The sequence below is a fragment of the Bacillus sp. F56 genome, assembly GCF_001748205.1.
GTDB classification, from domain to species: Bacteria; Bacillota; Bacilli; order Bacillales; family Bacillaceae; genus Bacillus; species Bacillus stercoris.
On record NZ_BDFC01000009.1, the window covers coordinates 223677 to 243372 of the forward strand.

General features: G+C 45.5%; 7 protein-coding genes. All 7 read right to left on the reverse strand.

Annotated elements, in window-relative coordinates; all coding sequences use genetic code 11:
• Positions 1 to 15 precede the first annotated feature (15 nt).
• From BFW96_RS16555 to BFW96_RS16585, 7 genes are read right to left on the reverse strand one after another with little or no spacing between them, the layout of a single operon-like run.
• Positions 16 to 4539: a type I polyketide synthase gene (locus BFW96_RS16555; protein WP_069840049.1), complete on the reverse strand. Its 4524-nt coding sequence runs from the start codon at positions 4537 to 4539 to the stop codon at positions 16 to 18.
• The gene (locus BFW96_RS16560; protein WP_069840050.1) at positions 4532 to 7201 is read right to left on the reverse strand and encodes a non-ribosomal peptide synthetase; all 2670 of its coding nucleotides are present in this window, start codon (positions 7199 to 7201) and stop codon (positions 4532 to 4534) included. The genes BFW96_RS16555 and BFW96_RS16560 overlap by 8 nt, the downstream gene beginning before the upstream one ends.
• Before the next feature lie 19 nt (positions 7202 to 7220).
• A complete protein-coding gene (locus BFW96_RS16565; protein WP_069840051.1) occupies positions 7221 to 16319 on the reverse strand; it encodes a hybrid non-ribosomal peptide synthetase/type I polyketide synthase in 9099 nt (3032 codons plus the stop codon).
• 21 nt (positions 16320 to 16340) lie between these two features.
• The gene (locus tag BFW96_RS16570; protein WP_069840052.1) at positions 16341 to 17483 is read right to left on the reverse strand and encodes an acyl-CoA dehydrogenase family protein; all 1143 of its coding nucleotides are present in this window, start codon (positions 17481 to 17483) and stop codon (positions 16341 to 16343) included.
• Positions 17470 to 17739 carry an acyl carrier protein gene (locus BFW96_RS16575; protein ID WP_003240117.1) on the reverse strand — a complete coding sequence of 90 codons (270 nt, stop codon included), beginning with the start codon at positions 17737 to 17739 and terminating at the stop codon, positions 17470 to 17472. Before BFW96_RS16575 ends, BFW96_RS16570 begins: the two co-directional genes overlap by 14 nt.
• A gap of 25 nt (positions 17740 to 17764) precedes the next feature.
• A complete protein-coding gene (locus BFW96_RS16580; RefSeq protein ID WP_014663084.1) occupies positions 17765 to 18826 on the reverse strand; it encodes an HAD-IIIC family phosphatase in 1062 nt (353 codons plus the stop codon).
• A 15-nt stretch (positions 18827 to 18841) separates the two neighbouring features.
• A complete protein-coding gene (locus BFW96_RS16585; RefSeq protein WP_069840053.1) occupies positions 18842 to 19696 on the reverse strand; it encodes a 3-hydroxyacyl-CoA dehydrogenase family protein in 855 nt (284 codons plus the stop codon).

Here is a 19696-nt window from a genome sequence, read left to right on the forward strand (position 1 = left end):
AAATCAGCCTCCCATCTATTTTCGTCTCATTCGCTGTTTTCGCCGGTTTTTCCCTTCATTTATGGCTTTTTGGCGATCTGGCTCTATTCCTTTTATGTGTAAGTCATCACCGCTTTGCTGTGCTTTGACGGCTTCGGTTAATGCTGCAACCGTCGGGTGTGCATACATCATCACAACCGGGATATCCACACCGAGCTCGTTTTTGATTCTCCCGCTCACCTGAAGCAGATCAAGTGAAGAGGCTCCTAATTCAAAGAAATTCATATTTACATCTGTCTCAGCATGAAAATAATCCTTAAAAATATTCATTAATCTTTCTTCAAGTGTATCCAAGCGGTCTTTTGTCAGCACATGCGCAGCGGTTTGTCTGTCCTCTTTCACATAGCTGTCTTTTATTCGTTTGTTTACGTCCTGCAGCGAAATCAGGACTTGCGGGTAGCGCAGCTGCAAAGCTCTCATAAATGCTTTCGCACCTTGAGCCGGCAGGATTCCTTGTTGCTCTCCCTTGTCCGCTATCTTCGAAAGAATGGCTGCCGTTTCTGATTCATATGCCATCCCTACTTGTTCCCAACGGTCCCAGTTAACCGACACCATGTTTTCGCCTTCTTTTCGGCATGCGTGAGCATAGCTGTCCAAGAATGCGTTTGATGCAGCGTAGCCGACTTGGCCTCCCGCTCCTAAAAATGAAACAAGAGAGGAACAAATGATGAAGAAGTCCGGCTGTTTGTTTTTAAGCGCTTTTCTTAACAGAGCGGTTCCTGTTATTTTGGCTTTTGCCATCTGCCTCTCATCGTCTAGTGTCCTTGCGTGAATCACTTTGCCATCAGGAATGCCCGCTGCATGAATAACGCCGTGAATGGCTTGTCCAAAACGAGATTCTGCCGTTTGCAAGGCTTTTTGAAGCTCTGCCTCATCTGAAATATCCGCCTGTAATACCAACACCTCGGCTCCAGCCTTCTCGAGCTCTTCAACAGCTTTGAGTTTTTTGATTGCATCGTCATTTGCTCTTAGTTTATCGGGCAGTCCTGTCCGGCTTAGCAGCACAAGCTTTGCTTGAACTGTTTCAGCTAAATGAGATGCAAGAGATAATCCGATCCCGCCAAGGCCGCCTGTAATGATATAAACTCCTTTATGCCTGAGATTGCCGGCCATATCAATCTCATCTTGCTTGCCCGGCTGCTTCGCCTGCCGAATCCATCTGCTGTTTCCGCGATAAGCCACAATAGGCTGATCATCCTCTTTTTTAAGTTCATAAGAAATCATTTCAGGCCAGTTTGATTGACCGTGCCGCGGGTCCGGACAAAGATCAACAGCTTTACAGCTGATCTGCTGATACTCTTGCGGAATGGTTAAACAGACTCCGGTCAGCGCAGCCTGATGAGGCTGAAGCTCCTCCATTCCCGTCACATCGTGAGCTTGATTGGTCACTACGGTCATGCTGAATCTTTTGTTGCTCTCTGTTCCAAGTAAACGGACAAGATCAAGGAGGGGAAGATAACCGGCTATTGTGCGCTCTGCAAGATCTCCATCACAACAATCACAGTCTTGCAGCCGCATCCAGATGATTTCATCAGGGATAAACCCCCTTGCATTCAGTTCATCCAGCAGCTTCCGAAAGTGGGCCGTATCCCGATGGTTTACCGTAAACGTGTTTTTGTCCATTTCCGCAAAGCAATCACCTGGGAGGACAGACACGGCTTCCGCTTGCTGCTTTAGGAGATATTGGCTGACATTATTGTTTTCTTCAAAGACAAGTATCCTTTTTCCTTGATGAGTGAATGTCTCATTGGCTGGTTCCATTCGTTCCCAATGCGGGACGGAAAACCACTTATCAAAAGGAAGCTGTTCTTCACTGGAGGCAATGTTTAATTTCAATTCGTTTTTGATCTTTTCTTCCATGCCGCCCTGAGCTGGTTGCGGATCGGGAAATACTTGATGCTCAAAAGGATAAGTCGGAAGCGGGACCCTTTCATATGAGCCCCCCTGGCGAAAGTGCTCCCAGTTCATGTTTACACCATGCGTCCAAAGCCTGCCGATGCGGTTTAACAGATAGACACGATCAGACGATACTTCCTTTGGATGCCTGATGATATTAACCGCAGCATGTTGCTCCGCCATAAAACCCTCATGTTTTCTCACAAACTGCGTCAACGTGTTCCCTGGCCCGATCTCAACAAATACAACATTACTCATTTGTAAAAGCGTGCTCAGCCCTGAATGAAAATCAACCTTTTCCGTGATTTGCGAAGCCCAGTATTTCGGATCTGCGGCCTGATCTGCTTGTATCCAATCGCCTGTCACATTTGAAATAAACGGAAGGTCTGGTGCTTGGAATTCTATCTCCTGCAGAATATCAGCAAAACGAGATGCTGCCGGCTTCATCATGCTTGAATGAAACGCATGGGACGTTTTTAAGTGCTGAATGGCCACTCCTTTCGACTGAAGGCGCGCGGCAAAAGCATTGATTGGCTCCATAAGGCCTGATACAACCGATAAATCAGAGCTGTTTGAAGCCGATAGCTCAACCCCTTCTGTCAATTCCATTTCTGTCTCTACGCCGGGCAGTCTGACGCTCAACATTTCTCCCTCCGGCATTTCCTGCATCAATCGGCCTCTCATCACAACCATATGAAGCGCGTCTTCCAATGAACAAATGCCTGACAGACAGGCTGCCGTTAATTCCCCTATGCTGTGGCCAATCATGTATTGCGGTTTTAACCCCTTTTTGATTAAGAAGGACGCCAGCGCATATTCAAAAGAAAATAAAATAGGCTGCGTATACGAGGTTTCATGGATAAGCTGTTCAGCTTCCTCGCTTTCTGCCTCATTATTCGGAAACATAATGCTTCTAATATTGAGTCCTTCCTCAGCTTGCAGAATGTCAAAACAGCGGCGCAGCTCCTCCTGGAATATGGGTTCTTGTTCATACAATTGTTTCCCCATATTGACGTATTGAGAGCCTTGGCCGGAAAACATAAAGACAACGGCCGGCTTCTCCAGCGCTTTTGAAGTACTTGCCATATCGCTTGTTATCCCTAAAGGGCCAGCCGTAAACGCCTGACGATATTGAAAATGCCTGCGGCCCTCTTGCAGTGTGTATGAAACGTCTTGGAGCGGCACCTCTTCATTCTCTTTTATAAATCGCTTGACCTGATCCGCGGCCTTCTTTGCCGCTTTTTCAGAACGGGCAGAAATAAGCATAAGGCAGTCTTCATAATCCTCTTGATGACGTCTTTCCTTCATCGGCGGCTCTTCCATCACAACATGAACATTCGTGCCGCCGATCCCAAAGGAACTGACGCCCGCTCGAAACACCCGGTCAGCTACTGTCCATTGCTTTGCTGATGTGCTGACATAAAAAGGACTATTTTCAAAATCAATTTTAGGATTAGGCTTTTTGTAATGAAGGCTTGGCGGCAGAGTTCTCGCTTTGAGACTCAGCGCCGTTTTAATAAACCCCGCAATACCCGCGGCGGAATCCAAATGACCGATATTTGTTTTAACAGAGCCGATTGCGCAGTATTGCTTCTTTTCAGTTTGAAACGCTTGTGTAAGCGCCTCTATTTCAACCGGGTCTCCTAACGAGGTGCCCGTGCCGTGCGCTTCGACATAAGAAATACTTTCGGGCTCTACACGGCTGATGTTCAGCGCTTTTCTAATGACATCGGCCTGCCCTTCGATACTTGGCGCGGTGTAACCGACTTTACGGCTGCCGTCATTGTTATATGCGGAACCTTTAATGACAGCGTAAATATGATCTTGATCCTTCAGCGCCTGCTTTAAGGTTTTCAGCACTACAACACCGCAGCCCTCTCCCCCGACTGTCCCATTGGCTTCCGCGTCAAATGCGCGGCAGCGGCCGTCCGGCGACATAATCATTCCTTCTTGATACATATAGCCCTTTTTGTGGGGGCAAGTCACCGTTACACCTCCGGCCAGCGCCATTTTGCAGTCGCCGGTAAGCAAAGCTCTGGACGCGAGATGCACCGCCGTCAGAGAAGATGAACAGGCTGTATCCACCGCGATACTCGGCCCTTTCAAATTTAATTTATAAGAAACTTGTGTATTCATAAAATCCTTGTCCGTCAACTGAACAGCAGCAAACTGTTCAGAAGAACTGCTATTTCTCAGCAGCATTGAACTTGCCTGCCAGTACAAATTCGCAGACGCAGCGCCGAATAAGCCGATAGGCTGTGAATAGGTTTCGGGATTGTAGCCGGCGTTTTCAAGAGATTCCCACGCAACTTCATGAAACATGCGCACTTGCGGGTCCATTACCTCAGCTTCTCGCTGTGAGTAGCCGAAAAACGCCGCGTCAAAGTGGTCATGCCGGTCTACTTTTCCTTTGGCTCTGACATAATTCTCATGATCGAGCTGTTCTTTAGGCACACCGGCTTCCATAAGCTCTTCTTTTGAGAAAAATGTGATGGATTCCGTGCCCGTTTTCATGTTCTCCCAAAACTCTTCAATATTTTTGGCTCCGGGGAAACGGCAAGCCATTCCGATAACCGCTATTTCTAAGCCTGTTGTTTTACTCATCAGAAATCCCGCCTAACAGTTGTGCGACATTTTCTAAATCTTCCGCTGCCTCTTCCTCACTTTCTGCATTTGCCTGACAACCCTCAGACTCCGCTTGCCGGCTGAGCTGGGCAGCTATTGCCGATACAGATGTATACTGAAACAGCTGAACAACAGACAGCTCTTGTCCAAACTGCTCTTTCAATTTGTTCGATAGTTCTACGATATGAAATGAGTTTCCGCCGATATCAAAGAAGTTATCTTCCATGCTGATATCAGATTCAGGTATATTCAGAATGCCGGCAAAAATGGAAACCAGCTTTTTTTCGGTTTCATTGTGCGGTTTTATGACCTGCTCGTCAGATTCAGGCTCTTCAAAGGGGTCTGGGAGTGCCTTGAGATCAAGCTTCCCTGACAGGTTCATTGGAAATGAGTCCACGCGGATGAAACGTCTCGGAATCATATAACCCGGCAGCTTTTCTCCTAAAAACCCTCTCATTTTTCGAGTTTTCAGTTTTTGGTCGGAAATGAGATACGCCACAAGAAACGGATCATCTGATTCCTTTTGAACTGGAATAATCACCGCATCATGAACGATTTGTCCCGGCTCCCGGTAATCAAGCAAGGCTTTTCTAATCTCATCAAGCTCTATTCTGAATCCTCTTATTTTTACTTGATCATCATACCTGCCAAAAAATTCGATGAAGCCGTCACTACGCCATCTCGCCAAGTCGCCGGTATGATAAAGCTTGCCGGCAGGAATATGCTGCGGTTCTGTAAATTTTTCTGCCGTCAGCTCTGGCTGACGGATATATCCTCTTGCCACCCCGTCTCCGGCAATGCACAGTTCTCCGTATACGCCGATGGGCACAGGCTGTCCGCAATGATCCAAAATATAAATCTGTTCATTCGGCATCGGCCTGCCAATCGGTACGACGGGTTCATTCCAAGACTCAGGTATGGTAAAAGCCGCTGACTGCACAGCGCATTCCGTCGGACCGTAATTATTTGTCATCACCGGCTTACCCGCACGAAACGTTTGTAAATATTGCTGAACCAATTGGGGCGGCAGCATTTCGCCGCCAGCCATTATTAACTTCAATTCGTCAACGTGATGCGGCTCTTTCTCAGCGGCTTTGATCATGAGGCGCAAATGAGAGGGTGTCGCATCTGAAATATGAATGCGGTTCTCCTCATAAAAAGACCACAGCTGCTTTCCATCCATCCTTGCATGATCTGGCGCAATATATAAGGTGTGTCCAAGAAGCACTGCCGGAAATATCGTTTGCACGGATGCGTCAAAAATATGTGAAGCAAGCATGCCGATACGGAGGTGCTCTTGTGAAAATGGCTGAAAATGAAGGCTGTCTATGCCATATACTAAATTGATGACTTGACGATGCTCCACCATCACGCCTTTCGGTTTTCCTGTTGTCCCTGATGTATACAGCACATAAGCGAGATTTTCAGGAGACGGCAGGCGCCCATGCTCCGCCGCACCTTCAAATTTCATCATTTCCTCTATACATAAGCTTTTTTGATCCTCAGCAGAAGTGCCATAACCCTTGTTCGTGATCACAAACCGCGACCCGCTGTTTGTCAGCATATAATCCATCCGTTCGGACGGCATATTTACATCTATCGGCAAATAAGGACAACCTGCTTTCAATATGCCTAATATGCCGATAACCATTTCTGCCGAGCGATGAACCATCAGCCCCACAGGCTCCTCATGACAAACGCCTTCTTTTGTCAAAAAAGCAGCAATCCGATCTGACAATTCATCAGCCTCACCGTATGTGAAGCTGACATCTTCATACACGATTGCAGGCTGATCAGGTTTGAGAGCTGCCTGTTCTTTGAAGAGATCGACAATCGATTTTTCCTTCGGGTATGGTTGATTTGTGTGATTAAATGTCGTGATGACTCTCTCTCTCTCCTCATGAGAAAGTAACTGCAGCTCAGAGACCAGAGTCTCAGGCGCCGACAAAGCCTGATCTGCCAGCATGCAAAAATGGCCGGCTATCCGTTCAGCAGTATCGAATGTGTAATGTTTCAAATTCCAGCTCAGCTTTCCAGTCAATCTCCCTTCATCACACTGAATGGAGAAAAATAGATTCGTGTCCAGCGCTTTCAATGACACCGGCTGCTGAAGATCATTCACAGCAAGGGAGATGCCGAAGCGGGGCTCCCCTTTTTTATGCAAAGGATGAAGCTCATCCAATAGGATTTTCACAGGATAATTTTGATGGGCATACACTTCTTGAAAAGCTTGTTTCACATGCTCTAGACAGTCTCTGAAACTCATAGAAGGATTGATTTTCACCAGCAGCGGAAGAAGATCATTGATCACCGGCTGTGTTTCCCGCTGTCTCAACACAGGGGCCGACGCCATGATATCCGTTCTTCCATCGTACCTGTGCAGCAATGTGACTGCCGCAGTCATCAAAATCATAAACATACGCAAATCTGAAGCTCCGGATGCCTTTAAGATGGCCTTTTCCAGCTGAGCCGAGAATGAAAAAGGTATTGAAGCTTCTTCATCGTTTTGATCAAGAAGCTGTGAATCATAAGGAAAACGGCAGTCCGACGGGATTTGAGTTAATACAGAAGTCCAATATTGCCGCTCCTTCACTTTTTCAAGAGCTGCGGTTTTTAATTGAAAGACATCGGTTTGGTTCATTGTTATTCACCTATTTCTGCTAGATTTTCAGATCGTCTAGTTCCAGCAACGATACCTTTTCTAAATCATTGATGCCTGAAGTCAGGTCAATATCCTTGAGAGCGGTTTGCTTACAATCAATTACGGCTGACAGCACCTTTTTAATCCCTTTCGCAATGCCTTCAATCGTTTCTCTTGTAAACAGCTCAGTGCTGTATTCAATGACAGAAGATAAACCGTTTTCGTCTTCTGAAGCGATCCAAAGCAAATCAAACCGGGAAACTGCTGTTTCATATTCATAGTCGGTTAGTGTGATCCCGTCTACCTCTAAAGAAGGCTGGCTTAGATTTTGCAGAGCAAAAACGGTATCAAAAATATGATTCCTATTTAACGTCCTATCTAACTTCAAGTCTTGAACCATATGTTCATACTGATAATCTTGATGATCAAAGTCATCAATCACCAGCTGCTTGACATGGTGCAGAAATTGAGTGAACGTCATCTCTTTTTCCGGATAAAACCGAAGCGGAAGCATGTTAACGAAGATACCGATGATCCGCTGCAGCTCCTCCTGCCTTCTCCCCGCAACCGGAACGCCGACTACAATGTCGGACTGTCCAGTGAGCTTGTGCAACAGGACTTGATAGATTGATAAAAGTCCCATAAACAGCGTGGCGTCTTCATCGGCCATAATGGCTTTAAACGCCTCAAGCTCTTTTTTGCTTACATCAAAACGATAATGGGCGCCGGCAAAGCTTTTGACATCAGGTCTCCGGTAATCAGCCGGCAGCTGAAGCTCACTGAAGCCGTCAAGCCGTTTCAGCCAATATGTTTTCACCTCATTCAGGTCATCAGACTGAAGCATCTGATTCTGCCATTCTGAGAAATCTTTATATTGCAGTTCAAGCGGTGCAAGCTCTTTGCCGTCATATAGATCCATAAACTCGCTGACCAAGATATCCTGAGATAGACCGTCAGAAATAATATGGTGCATATCGAGCATCAGAATATACTCGTTTTCAGAGTTCTTCATCACACCAGCTCTCATCAAGGGTGCCTGATCAAGCTGGAACGGCTTTAAAAAGCTGCTGATGACTTCTTGTTCTTTTTCGTTTTGCCCTTCCTGGCCTGCCAAATGGGATAGGTCAAAAAAGTCTGCATGAAATTCCGCATGCTCAGCTATACACTGCATAGGAACACCGTCTATTGCTTTAAAGGATGTTCTTAAACTCTCATGACGATGAATCAATTGCCGGAACGCATTCTCCAGCCTTTGCATATCAAGCTTTCCTGCAATCCGGCCGGCAGTGAACTCATTGTAGCCAGTGCTTGTTTGATCTAACTGCTGAACAAGATAAAGCCGTTTTTGCGCTGAGCTCAGCGGATAATAATCCTGTTTTTCAGCTTTTTCTATCTTTCTGTAAATCTTCTTGTCGGCTTGGCTGATAAATTCGGCCATCTGCCTGATCGTCGGAATGTTAAAGAAATCCGGCAGCGCAATTTCCACATTGAACGCTTGATGAATAATGGAAATGAAAGTAATCGCCTTTAAAGAATCACCGCCCATCTCAAAGAAATCATCGTCTATGCCGATTTGATCAATTTTGAAAAATGACTGCCAATAAACAAGAAGTTCTTTCTCCATATCAGTTACTGGTTCAACATATTCAGCGGTAAGCTCTGGCCGCCCGTACAGCGAAACGTCCTCTTCTTGCTGTTCATCGCTAGGCTGGTGCAGACGATTCACATATTTTTGTATCCTCTCCTGCAGATCCGTGGCAGACACGACAATCTGATCCATATGATCAAATGTGAAAATTCTCTCGAAAACCTCTCTGCCCTCATGCGCACGAATCAGGGTATTTTCTAAATCCCCTCCGACTGGAATATCCGGTTTTTTGCCGTCTTCAAATTCCCAGCCGTCTAAATTTATGGCTGTCCACTGAACAGGATGCTGCGCATTATGTTGATATACAAAGGCATCAACAAAATGGTTAACTGCAGTATAGGCGGTAAATCCAAGTCCTCCCAATATCGGAGACAAGGACGAAATCAAAAAGCAGAAATCAAGCGGCCGATCGTCCAACACTTTTTCTAATACCGCAACGCCCGTCATTTTTGCTTGAATGTGAGCATTCGAAAAACTTCTATCCGTTTGCTCCATCATCCTGAATGATTGTTCGCCTGTTATTCCAGCTGCATAAATTACGCCATGTATGGAGCCGTACTTATGTTCAGCCGCATGAACCAATTCAGACATATCCGCTTCACAGCTTGCATCAGCAGCAACAGCAATAACTTCCGCGCCTGTTTGTTCTATCTCATATATTGATTTTATTTTTTTAACAGTTGGATCATCCTCAACATGCGTGCTGATTAAGGACTCCCATTCACTCCGCGGCGGAAGGCCGGAACGGCTTGTCAGAATAAGTTTTCCTTTTGTTTTCTCAGCAATGGTTTTTGCAGCATGTAAACCGATGAAGCCCAGCCCGCCAATCAGAATATATACGCCTCCGGGACGAAGGTGCCCTTGCGATGATTCTGCAGGCACTGCTTTGTGAATAAAATTCCTGGTGTACCTTTTATTATTTCTGTAAACCGTTAGGAGATTGCCTGATTCGGTCATCAGCTCAGATCTGATGAGTCCCAGCAGCTTGTCTTCTTTCCAGGAATCTTCTTTCTGCCTGTCTATATCAATCACTCGATAGCGAAGGAACGGTGTTTCCTGAGATATGACCATACTCGGCCCCAGATGTACGGCTTTCTCTGGATATAACGTTTCTTCTCCATCAAGCTGATACGTAAGGGACGATAATACAAAGATCGAAATTTCCTGGTTTGTTCCTTTCTTTTTCAATGCTTGCCCTAAGTAAAGCAACGAGTAATAGGATTCGTTTTGCATCTGCTCAATCCACTCGGCAGCAGCGGTTTCATTCTTCTCCGCCAGCCCCCAGAGGTGCAAAATCCGGCTGTACTGAATCTTTTCCTTCTCCAACACTTCAAAGAGACGGCAGTAATCTTCCGCAGAGTCTGGGCGAAGTGTGTACACTCCTTTTTCAACCTGCTGAAAGTTATGCCCTTTTTTAACGATGACACAAGAAGCACAGGCAGATTGCAGCCCCTGAATAAGCTTATGTGAAAAATCGCCATCCTCCATGAAGACAAGCAAACGTTGTTCCGCCGCTTCAATCTCTCGGGAAATTGGCAGGATTTCTTTTTCCCATTGCGGCAGATAAAACCACTCCTGAAGCGGGAGCTTTCCTCCGGAATGTTTATTGCCTTTTCCGCTGGCAGTATGCTTCCGTTTGGGCCAGAAGGATTCCTTTTCAAAAGGATATTGCGGCATAGTAATTTTTTCAGGATTTCCGCCCTCATGCAGCCCGCGCCAATCAATGACTGCGCCATACATCCACAGCGTGCCAATTCTGCTGAGTAAAAATTGGACATCCGACATATTCTGCCTGCTGTGTTTCAGCACATTGCAAACATGCTGGCGCATCTCATCGTTAATCGATCTCTTCACAAGCACACTTAAATCTTGTCCCGGGCCGATTTCGATAAAAATAGCATGCTCCTGCTTCGTTAACACGCCAATCCCCTCAGCAAAACGAACAGTCTCAGTCATGTGCCGCTTCCAATAGTCATAGTCCGCAGCTTCTTCATCCGCTATCCAGTCTCCCGTTAAATTCGAGAAGAATGGAACACCCGGTTTTTGATAAGAAATGTTCTTAGCCGTGTTTCCAAATCGTTCAGCGGCGGAAGCCATGACGTGCGAGTGGGCAGCAATTGAACCTTTTACTCTCATACAAAGCACTTTTTTGGCTTTTAACTGTTCTTCAAACGCTGAAATGTCAGACTCTAGCCCCGACACAATGCAAGAAGCGTCATTCACAACAGCCAATGAAATGCAATCGGGGAGAATCGCTTTCAGTTCTTCCTCTGGCATTGGCACGCTTAACATGATGCCTGACGGCGCTTCGTGCATCACTTGTCCACGCAAGCTGATCAGCTTGATGGCATCACTGAGCGTAAACACTCCCGATACCGCGGCAGCCGTTAGTTCACCAAAGCTGTAGCCGATCATAGCCCATGGCCGCAGCCCCCACTTCATCAATAAAAGTGACAGCGCATATTCCAGCATAAAAATAGCCGGCTGGGCATATTTCGTCTCTTGAAGCTTTATCGCGGCAGCTTCTTCATCCTGCTGATCAGGGTATAGAATATCCTCAAGCCTCTCACCAGTTGCTTCATAAAATTCTTGAAAACAGTGATCCATCGTCTCTTTGAAAAACGGCTCCTCCGTGTATAAATCCCTGCCCATGTTCACGTATTGACTGCCTTGGCCTGTGAACATGAAGATCAATTTTTTCTCCTTTTTTTCCTGAATCCGCGACATTCGACTGAGTCCTCTGTCCTTTTTCTCGGAAAGCAGTCGGATGACATCCTGCCTGTCCTTTGCCACAAACATTTGCCTATAATCAAAGTGCTGTCTTCCAGCCTGAAGTGTATAGGCGGCGTCTGCTGCATTAAGTTCAGAGTTCCTTTCCATGTGTTCGAGCAAAAGGTCTTTCGTTTTTTCTAAAGCATTCATCGTTTTTGCTGAAAGAGGAAACAGCTGATACGAACGCGAATGTTTTTCACGTTCACTGACAGGCGCTTCCTCCAGAATCACATGGGCATTGGTGCCGCCCATACCGAATGAGCTCACGCCTGCACGTCTCGGAGCATTTGTTTTCTTCCACGTCCGGAGCGTGTCATTGACAAGGAAAGGACTGTTTTCAAAATCAATATTCGGATTTGCTTCTTTAAAATGAAGACTAGGCACAAGTTGTTGATGCTTCAAAGATAGAACTGTTTTAATGAGACCCGCCGCGCCTGCAGCAGCATCAAGGTGTCCGATATTGGTTTTTACGGAACCAATCCGGCAAAACGCGGTTTTATTCGTTTGAAATGCTTTAGTTAAGGCCTCAATTTCAATTGGATCTCCGAGAGCTGTACCTGTCCCGTGGGTTTCCACATAGCTGATGGTTTCCGGCTCAATCCCCGCATCAGCAATCGCCTCTCTTATAACCTCTGTCTGGCCTTCCACACTCGGCGCATTAAAGCCTACCTTTTGGTCACCGTCATTGTTGACCGCAGATCCTTTTACAACCGCGTAGATCCTATCGCCGTCAGCCAACGCGCGGCTCAACGATTTCACTGCGACAAATCCGACTCCGTCGCCTCCTACAGTGCCTTTCGCGTCTTTATCAAAGGCTCGGCAATGGCCGTCTGGCGATTTCACCATATTCTCTTGATAGATGTAGCCTGACTTAACCGGATGGAGAATGGACACACCTCCTGCGAGAGCGATATCGGATTCTCCATTCAGCACTGATTTGCAAGCCAAATGCAGCGCGACCAAGGAGGTTGAACAAGCGGTCTGCAGGGTAATGGCTGGAGCTTTCAGATTAAGTTTATGAGCAACCCGCGTGCTGATTGTATAAGTATCATTTAAAGAGCCGATTTCAAACAGCTCTGACATCCTGCCGTCTAATGAGTCAGCGAAATGCTGGAGCCATTGAAAATTTGAGGTTGTTCCTGTAAACAAACCGATTTTCCCTTCATATTCAGCTGAAACACATCCTGCGTCCTCCAGCGTTTTCCATACATACTCATGAAGAAGGCGGATTTGCGGGTCCATGACCTCTGCCTGCCCCGGTGAATAGCCAAAGAAAGAGGCATCAAATAAATCAGGGCCGTCGATGATTCCTTTCGCCCTTACATAATCACCTCTTGTAAATGTTTGTTCATCAATGCCCGCCGCAAACAGCTCTTCATCAGTGAAAAAAGAGATGGATTCCTTGCCGTTTTTCAGATTATGCCAAAATTCATCTATGTTTTTAGCACCGGGGAAACGCCCGGCCATCCCGATGATGGCGATGCTGTCATTTGAAGGAGCCTTCCGTTTTGATATGAATGGTGCTTTCTTTTTTGATTGCCCTTCATCCTGGCCTGATAAGAATTCAGCAAGCAACTGAACTGTTGGACGGCGGAACATCTCAACCATCGGAATACTTTTTCCCGTTTCCTTAGAAAGCTGCTGATTGACTTGGATCAAATGCAGGGAAGTGCCGCCGATTTCAAAAAATTTATCGTGAACATTGATGCTGTCTTGACCAAGTACACGTTTCCAAACCTCCAGCACCATCTTTTCTGTTTCAGAAGCGGGGGCCTCCGCAAGCACCTTCCGTTTTGTCTCTGCGGCAAGCTCGGGCAGTGCTTTTTTATCCAGTTTTCCATTAGCCGTCAGCGGCATCTCATCCATCACAATAAATCGGGATGGAATCATATATTCCGGCACATGACGGCGCAGGTATTCACGCAGCTGCTTTTCATCAATCGTCTCATCAGTGAATAGATAAGCAGCCAGGCACGGTGTCTGGGACGCGTCCTTCTTCACGACAGCCGCCGCCCCTTTGATCCGTCCGTACCGGCAGAGCCAATGTTCAATCTCCCCGCTCTCAATCCGATAACCCCGAAGTTTGATTTGGTCATCATTTCTGCCTAAAAATTGAATGGTTCCATCTGGTAAAAAGCGGGCTGCGTCTCCTGTTTTATACATTTTTTCTCCGGGCTTAAAAGGATGCGCCACAAATCGCTCTGCCGTCAGTTCCTTCCGGCCCAAGTAGCCTTCTGCTACTCCTTTTCCGGCAATATAGAGTTCTCCCGCTGCTCCTCGGGGCAGCAGATTCATATGTGAATCAAGAATGTATATATCAGTATGTGCTGCAGGCCGGCCGATCGGCACATACAGATCCTTATCCATTTCAGATGAGTAGCGGTGAATCATGCAGCCGACTACCGTTTCTGTCGGTCCGTATTCGTTGAAAATTTCAATTTTCCCATCGAAGTTTTGTTCAATTTTCGCCGCAAGGGAGGTTTCTAATTGCTCTCCCCCCAGTATCAGGCACTCCATGACACTGTCCTGAAACGGCATCTCGGAAATGAAATGAAGATGGGACGGCGTTAACTTCATAACGTGGGCCCGATTATCTTTCAGTATTTGTTCCACAAGAAGCTGCTTGTTTTTATCCTGGTACACAATAATTGCGTTTCCGGTTATAAGCGGGGTAAAGATAGAAGTTACTGTTAAATCAAAAGATAAAGACGTATAAAGGGCAAAATCTCTTTTATGGCCTCTTACATATTGCTCGGCGGCCCAGGAAACATAATTTTCAAGACCCAGATGCTTAACAAGCACCCCTTTTGGCCTGCCTGTTGTTCCAGAGGTATATATGCAATACGCAATGTCTTGCGGACCGTATTGTTTCACCAGATTGCTGTCGTTTCCTTGATAAAGGTTCTGATCGGTAATATCTATTTTCACACCGTCGTACGAGTAAACCAGCCCATCGATATCCTCTGTCAGCAGCAGGTTTATCCCGCTGTCCTGAAGAAGATATTCAATTCTTTCCGGCGGATAATCGGGATCAACCGGAACATAAGCGCCGCCCGCTTTTAATACAGCGAGACAAGCGATCACCATTTCAATTGAATGTTCTGTTAAAATACCGACTCTTTGTGCAGGTCTGACTCCCTGACCTTCTAAAAAACGGGCGAGCTGATTCACTTTTTTATTTAATTGATCATAGGTCAGGGATTCCGAGCGAAACTCCACAGCAAGAGCGTCCGGCGTCTTTGCTGTCTGCCGCTCAAACAAATCAATAACAGACTCATGTTCGTTGCCGGACATACCTTTATAGTTGCAAAACTCTTCAAGCTGATAATACACTTCATCTTCAGAAAGCATATTCAAGCGGTGCACAGATCTATCTGCCGGATTGTCAATCACTTCCGATAACAGGTTGAGAAAATGATCCCCAAGCTGCTTCACTTGAAGAGCAGACATAGCACCAGGATTGTAGATAAATGAAAAATGAATATGTTCATCAAAAGCTTGTACACTTAATGTCAAATCAAACTCAGTTTGCTCAAACATGTCATATTGTTCGATTGAAAGAGGAAGACTGTTTGACTTAAGCATTTGATCAAGCGGATAATTTTCAATCACGACAATCGTGTCAAATAATGACTGCTCAGCCGTCAGACCCGCATATGTTTTTAAATCAGACAGCGGTGTATGTTCATATTCACTTCTTTTGGCAATCTGCTCATGCGCAAGCTGAATCACATCTAAAGGCGTGGATTGAGGCGCAAAGCGAAGACGAAGCGGAATGGTGTTAATAAACAGCCCCGTCATTTGTTCTATTCCCGGTACATCCGCGCTTCTTCCTGAAACAGTTGTTCCGAACACCACTTCTTCTTGATCAGAATACTTCTTTAGCAGCAGCCCCCACACACTATATAAAATGGAAGCAAGCGTAACTTGCCGTTCAGCAGCGAGTGAGCGCAGAGCCTTTCCTGCTGAAACCGGAAGCTGTATCTCATGTTTAGAAAAAATAGCATTTCGCTTCCCTGGCCTTTCTGTATTCGGCAGCAATTGCACAGGCTCCCAGTCTTTCAATAACCCTTTCCAAAATGACGCCTGGCTGTCTTTTGTTTTACGCTGCTGTTCCTGCTGCCATTTCACAAATGCTTGATATGACGGTTTTTGAGAAACAACAGGTGTTTGACCCATGGATAACGCTTGATATGACTCCATCCACTCTTTGAGGACAATCCCCATGCTCCAGCCGTCCATCAAGATATGATGAAAGCTGATCATCATCCAGATCCCGTTTTCTTCTGTTTGATAAAGTGTGACACGAAAAGGGACTTCCTGAAGCTGAAACGGCTCTTTCCGATCACGGGCCGCAAGCTCCTCCTTCAGCTTATCCTGAGAAATCCCTTTCTCGAACGGCATGCTCTGATAACGGATATCTATATTATGATGCTGTAATATCACTTGAATTGGCTTAGCTGTTTCCTTCCACCTAAACACCGTCCGCAGCATTTCATTTTGCTGAACCGTTTGCTGCCATGCTTTTTCAAAAAGATCACGTGCTGGTTCACTCTCTAGTTTTATCAGCATTTGTTCAAAATAGGCATTACCTTCCGGCTCCATTAAATGATGAAAAAGCAGACCTTCCTGAATGGTTGTCAGTCCGAGAATGTTGGCTATGTTATTTTTATCTATTTTCTTCATTTGCTCACTCACAGAATCCTCTCCATCCTCTGCCTATATATGTTTGACAAAATATCGTCTCAATCCATAATTCGCTATAACTTGCTGCTGAATTTGAGAAGTTCCTTCAATGATCTCCAATACTTTGGCTTCTCTGTACAGGCGGGCTGCTGAATGATCTCTGCTGAAGCCGCTTCCTCCATGGATTTGCACATTTGAATTGGTAATCTCAACAGCAACCTTTGAAGTGAAATATTTCGCGACAGACGTTTCCGTCACGGCCTCTGGATCTTGTTTCATCCGCATTTCGCCGGCTTTCATGCATAAGGCGCGGGCTGCATGCAGCTGTGTTACGGCATCACCGATCATTCCTTTAATCATTTGATGTTTGTAGAGCTTCTCTCCGAATTGGCTTCTCTTCCGTGAGTATGTGACTAAAGAATCGACGGCTTCCTGCGCAATCGCCAATCCGGCCCATGCCACACTGTATCTGCCATGATCCAAAGCCAAGTTAACGATGTAATTAAAACCGCCCCCGATTGGCCCTAATATTTGGTCATCAGAAACCTCGACGCTGTCAAACTCTATTTCCGCAAGATAAGAAGCTCTATTGGCCATCATGCCTTCCATTTTTTTTACCGTTACTCCGCTCTGGCGGCTGTCTACAATAAAGGCTGTAACCACTTCTCCATCCCGGGCTATAACCAGAAAAAAGTCAGCAATGGCGCCAAAGGAAATCCATTTTTTTCTGCCGTTGATGACATAGCTGCTTCCGTTTTTTGTATACGATGTTTCAATGTGGTTTGCGTCTGAACCAATGTTTGGTTCAGACAATGCAAACGCTCCGATTTTCTCTCCTTTTCCGATGGGGACAAGCCATTCTTCTTTTTGGCGCTCTGTACCGTACCGCAGCAGAGATTCACCGACTAACGAATTTACAGTCAAAAGGGTTCGAATATTACAGCACGCTTTTCCTGCTTGTTCAGTGAACAAACCGTACTCGACAGGGTTCAATCCCAATCCGTGATAAACTTCCGGAATCCCCGCAGCAAAATAAGACTTGCTCCCTAACTCTTTTATTAATTCTGCCGGGATGCATTCCTTCTCATCAAACTCGCCTGCAAAAGGTCTGATTTTTTCATCGCAGTAATCCCGGAAATCTTGAATGATGTCGGCTTTCATCTCAGCTGTTTTCATTAGCAAGCGCTCCGTTCTGTTTCTTTTCAATTAGGCTGACGATTCGGTTTACTGTGCTGAAGTTGGCAATATCTAAATCTTCGTTATCAAGCTGAAACCCAAAGTTTTGCTCAAGAAATGTTACAAGCTTCATCGCAAATAAAGAATTTACAAATCCCATTTCAAAAATGTGATCATCATTGGTTAATTCGATTTCATCGTCAAAGACCACCAAATTTTGTTCAATATATTCTCTAATTTGTTCATGAAGATTCATCTATTTGCTCTCCCCGCTATTTAGATTAATTGCTGCTTCCCGCAACAGGTGATTGGCTGAATTCCGTTTTGACCTCGACATACGCAGGATATGGCTGAATCTGGCTCAGGTCATTTTCAAATAGAATGTAGCCGTCCGGGCCCTTCGTATGTTCTTTGAAATTGGCAAATTTATAGGTGATATACATGACTCTGTTGCGATCTGTTTGTTTAAAATCGGCAAACAGTTTTTTCCCTTTTTGTTTCGCTTCATTTAAAATAGCTGTCAGTAATATGGTACCGACACCGCGGGACATAACCCGGCATGACATTAAAAGAAGATTAATATGCCATTCATCTCCCTTTTCTTCTATTAAAGAGAGTCCGATCTTTCCATAAGAGCCGTACTTGTCCTCAAGTTCGCAGACTAGCAGCATATGAGAGTCTGATTCTCGGAAATAATTTAATTCCTGATAATCGTATGTTTTTCCGCTTGCATTCAGCTGGTTTGTACGCACCGTAAGCTCTTCTGCCCGCTGCAAGTCGCTTTCTTGCGCATGGCTGATCGTAAACTTCATATTCAGAGTGGCAAGAAATTGTTCGGACGGTCCTTCAAACTGCTCTTCATCCTCTTTTCTGCGATCATCCTCCAGATACATCTGCCGGCGTCTTTTGGCATCCTCTGTTACAAATGCAGGCTTCAGCAACGGGTCGACGATTAGATCCTTATACCGAACGGCATCCCAGCACGAAATCTCCGGATGGGCATTTTTCACTTCTTCCCTTTCAAACGCTTGGTCGTCAATAAAGAGAAGCGTATCCTTATGAATATTGAGGTTTTTGCTGATTTTTTCCAAAGAGACCGATTTGGCATTCCAGCTGATTTCCGGATATAAAAAGAAATGGTCTATTCCAAATTCCTTTAATTTTTCCATAGCAGCAGCTTCGTCATTTCTGCTGGCGACAGACAGCAATATGCCGCGTTCATCAAGCTCAGTCAGAATCTCTTTGATATGTTCCTTCAGCTTTACATCATCTGATTCAAGCAGAATACCATCCCATAGCGTATGATCTAAATCCCAGACAACACACTTAACTCCCTTTTTCAATGGCCTGCCCCTCCTTTAACTGTATTGAAAGAATCCTTGTCCTGACTTTCTCCCTAACTTTCCTGCGTCTACCATTTTCACGAGCAGCGGACACGGCCTGAACTTTGAATCTTTGTAGCTTTCATATAGAACCAGCAAGGAGTTAAGGATTGTATCGAGACCTATTAAATCCGCAGTCGCGAGCGGACCCATTTTATGCCCGAACCCGCCGCGGAAAATTTTATCCACATTGGCAGGTGTCGCCACTTGATCTTGTACCGTCCAAATGCTTTCATTAATGGTCAGCATTAACACACGATTTGACACAAAGCCAGGCAAATCATGAACGACGACAGGGTTTTTGTCGAAAGATTTCAAAAACTCAACGGTTGCATTGACAGTCTCGTCAGAGGTGGCATCGCCCCGTATCACCTCTACAAGTTCTTTCAGAGGAACAGGATTCATAAAATGTGCTCCGATTACCTTTTCCGGACGATGCATCAGTGAACCGACCTTCGTAATTGAGATGCAGCTTGTATTGACAAGGTAGACGGCATCCTCTCGGCAGATATCCTTTAACTGTAAATACACTTGTTTTTTGATCTCCCAATCTTCTGTTACGTTTTCAATGATGATATCAGCCGGCTCCACATTGTGCGGCTCAGTTGTGAATTGAATGTTATTAAGCACATCTTCCAATGACATGCTGAATTTTTCTTTCCGCATCAGTTGAACAAGCCTGAATGTCTTTTTAATGTTTTCCTCTGCGGCTTTCAGTTTTTCATCACTGATATCCAGCAAAATCACTTGATACCCATTCGCAGATAAATCAAGAGCCATATCGGCCCCCATGACGCCTCCTCCGATAACACCGGCAGTTCTGAAATCCAT